This window comes from Methanoculleus sp. MH98A, from assembly GCF_000691865.1.
Taxonomy (GTDB): Archaea; Halobacteriota; Methanomicrobia; order Methanomicrobiales; family Methanoculleaceae; genus Methanoculleus.
In genome coordinates this window covers 1-3,558 of record NZ_JMIO01000140.1, presented here as the reverse complement: position 1 = coordinate 3,558, position 3,558 = coordinate 1, and the positions used below count along the sequence as shown (strand labels likewise).

Sequence of the window (3,558 nt, the reverse complement as noted above, 5' to 3'; positions counted from 1 at the left end):
GACAACATCATACCTGGATGTCGGGGTATACCATTCCCAGGGAACCTTCAGTAACTGAAACACTTCCTCAACTGCATACTCATCGTCATGTTGCACTCCAATCATGTCTTTTTATGCCTCGTTTGAGATGTACAGTCCTTGCAGATTTCCCGCATCCTGATATGTCACAACAGATCGATTCAGACAAATCAATTTGATAGACATTAACTTATACCTTATCGAAATACGGAACTCGTGGGATTATGGTGTAATTTATGATTTTTTTAAACCAACTATGATAGTAGATACAATTCACGGCTGTATGCACTAATATGTCCCACAATCACCCGGTACGCACCCTCTTCATCTATCCCGGGTAACACTGCCTCCTTGGCCCCCCAGTTCATTCATACAACCCCTCAAACGCTCCACCAAGCAGCCAACCGCCCATGCGACCCCACCCAGTTCCACCAAATCGCCCTGTCCCCCAACCGTTTACTTAAACAATGAGAACGCGAGTATATCCCCTCGATCCAATGGTCCCTCGCAGTATCGTCAACGGCATCCGATCGCTGGCCTATGATGCAGGCACCCTTCTTTTTTCAGCGGTATCACTGCTCGTGCCGAAAGATGAGCATAAAATCCTGTTCTTCTCGGTGCCCGATTACTCCGACAACGCAAAGTACGTCTACGACAAAATGCTCGAATCCGGCCTCGATAGAACCCATCAGTTGATCTGGTGCGTCTACTCACCCATCAATGCAAACCACGTCATCCGCCGCTCACGTGAATACCTCTACCATGCGCTGACGGCAAAGTACATCATCAGCACCCACGGCACACCAGCCTGGAAGTCCAGAAACCAGGTAAGCATCGAACTATGGCACGGCCTCCCGCTGAAGACGATCGGGTACTTTGCCGATACCGACTTTCCGAACGCCGCCGCGAGACTCTCTGCAACATGGAGGCTGCGGAGGTTTGCGAACTCCGTGGACTATCTTATCACACCCTCAGAACTCGAGCGGCTGATCTTCTCTTCCGCTTTCCTGATCGATCCCGGTAAGGTTCTGGTCCTTGGACAACCCCGGTGCGATGCTCTTTACAGGCCCAGAGCTGCCGGGATAAACGTACTATGCCGTATCCTCGGCCGGGACGGCACTTCTGAAAAGAGGCTTCTACTGTATCTTCCCACCTTCCGGGAATATGATACCGGTGCGAGCCGTAAAATCCTCGAAGAGATCCTCGCAAGCGAGAAGTTTCGCCGGTTCGTGAAGGACGAGAATCTGCTTTTTGTCTGCAAACCGCACTCTCACGACGAGAATCTCTTCCAAGCGTATAACGGAGAGCATATCCACATACTCTTAAACGATGACCTGCGGAAATCAGGTGATACCATCTACGACTTCCTGAACGCCGTCGATATCCTGATCACCGACTACTCGTCGGTGTACTTCGACTTTCTTCACCTGAACCGACCGATCGTCTTCCACGTGCCCGATATTGGGGAGTACCGGGATCAAAGAGGATTTATTCTCGAACCGTTTCGCGACTGGGCACCGGGAGAGGTCTCCACCAATGTCGATGAACTGATAGAAGCGCTTACGAATGCCCTCGCCGGCCCGGACAGATGGGAACCGGAGAGGATCAGGCTACGACGGTTATTGTTCAGGTACACCGACGAACTCGCATCTGAAAGAGTCTGCAGACTGATCGAGCAGCGTTAATCAGATCTGGTTGGAGATGTCGCAGAATCTTTCGGGTGGACCTACCAGGAGACTTTGAGCCTTTCAAGCACCCTCCGGGTCACGGCTTGCACCTCCCGGAAGTTATGCATTCGGCGGACGCATCTCCCCACATCGCTGCCAGAATAAAAGCATGCTCATTTCAGACCATGGTACAGTCCACACGGCAGAAATCCCGCATATGATCGCTTTGTACCAGGTGCGCCAAAGGCTTGCAGGCGGTTTTGGGGAGAACCTCAGCAACACGACCGGTTGATACGCACAGTTAATAACCAAATATTGTTATAATCTACAGGCGTATATCGCACGATAAATAAGAGCGGTGTTTCACTTTGATCGGCGTAATCCTGGCAGCGGGATGTGGACGAAGATTGGGCAGAGACATCGATCTCGAGAAGATCGGCCCGAAATGCCTGCTTACAATCGACAATTGCACGCTGCTGGAACGAATAGTCTCGGATCTGGTGTCTTCTGATGTAGACGCGGTCACCATCGTCATCGGGTACAAGGCGGATATGGTACGGAAAGCCTGCACGACACTGGAGAGAACCTATGGCGTTCGGCTCAATCTGGTTCGTAACGGTGACTACCTCTCGACGAACACAGCCTATTCCCTCAATATCGGGCTATCTGGCATACATGACGATGTTGTCATCTTTAACGGCGACGTGCTGTACGATCGTGCCATCCTGGACAATTTATTGAAGATAGATCAGACCGCGATTGTGGTTGACAATACAAAGCCGCTCACGGAAGAATCGTTTAAAGTGAAGATAGTAAACGGCCGGATCGAAGAGATGGGAAAAACCGTCCCGATAGTAAACGCGACAGGGGAGTTCATCGGTATCTCGAAGATCGCCGGCAGGGATATCGGCGAAGCGAAACGGTTGCTGAATGCCCTGGTTTCGGGGGATCCGAATAACTACTACGACTTCATCTACCAGTCCCTGTCAGAGAGCGGGAACCTTGCATACTCGTTCACGAACGGACTGAAATGGACGGAGATCGACGATATCCGGGACCTCAGGTATGCCGAGAGCATCGCGGGCATAGCCGCCGGTGCACGGGGGCGGTTTTGATGATATCGAAAGTTGGGGTCATCGGCGCCGGCAGCATGGGCACCGCCATTGCGCAGAGCATATCCGGGAGGGCCGGAGAGGTTATCGTGTTCGGGAGGAAGCGGGAGGTTGTGGATTCGATCAACACCGACAATTGCAACAAACGTTATTTCCCGGGCCTGCGCCTGAACCCCAATATCCGTGCAAGACAGATGGACGAGAGATTGGATCTCGCGGACTGCGAGGCTGTAATCATCGCTGTGCCCTCAAGTGAAGTCCGGTCTATCGTTACCGCTACCCACGACGAACTCACAGGCAAGTTCCTCGTCACGGTAGCCAAAGGGCTGGAGTATCCGTCGCTCAAAACGATGAGCGAAATTATCCGCGATGAAACGGGCAACCCGGACATAGCCTGTTTCTCAGGACCGACCTTCGCCGATGAGATTGCCTACGGCCATATCGCCGGTGCCACGATAGGTGCCGGCGACGACCCGTCGCTGAGAAGAACAATGTTGGGCCTGTTCGGTGAATTCGTCCTGGATTTTTCGGACGATATCAGAGCGGTCGAGTTATGCGGCGTGCTGAAGAACGTATACGCCATCGGAACGGGGATGTGGGATTCGGTTTACGGCAACCATAACGAGCACTACACCTTCCTCAACATGTGCTACAAGGAGATGTGCATCTTTTTACGGGCTATTTCTCTTGATGAAGGGATATTCACGAAATTCTGCTGCTTTGGAGATTTCAACCTGACCGCCAACGTGGATAAAAGCCGC

General features: G+C 52.1%; 3 protein-coding genes. All 3 read left to right on the top strand.

Annotation, left to right across the window (positions count from 1 at the left end; translation table 11 throughout):
• The first annotated feature begins 515 nt into the window (after nt 1–515).
• Entirely contained in the window at nt 516–1,703 is a 1,188-nt protein-coding gene (locus EI28_RS12115; protein ID WP_048115164.1) for a CDP-glycerol glycerophosphotransferase family protein, read from the top strand.
• Between the two features lie 350 nt (nt 1,704–2,053).
• Nucleotides 2,054–2,800 carry an NTP transferase domain-containing protein gene (locus tag EI28_RS12110; RefSeq protein ID WP_082223167.1) on the top strand — a complete coding sequence of 249 codons (747 nt, stop codon included), beginning with the start codon at nt 2,054–2,056 and terminating at the stop codon, nt 2,798–2,800.
• Nucleotides 2,800–3,558: NAD(P)-binding domain-containing protein (locus EI28_RS12105; protein WP_048115160.1), on the top strand; the 759-nt coding region annotated here is incomplete at its 3' end. The genes EI28_RS12110 and EI28_RS12105, both read left to right, overlap by 1 nt.

Coding starts and splice junctions, on each gene's coding strand:
- EI28_RS12115 (WP_048115164.1), top strand. CDS start 516: ATGGTCCCTCGCAGTATCGTCAACGGCATCCGATCGCTGGCCTATGAT.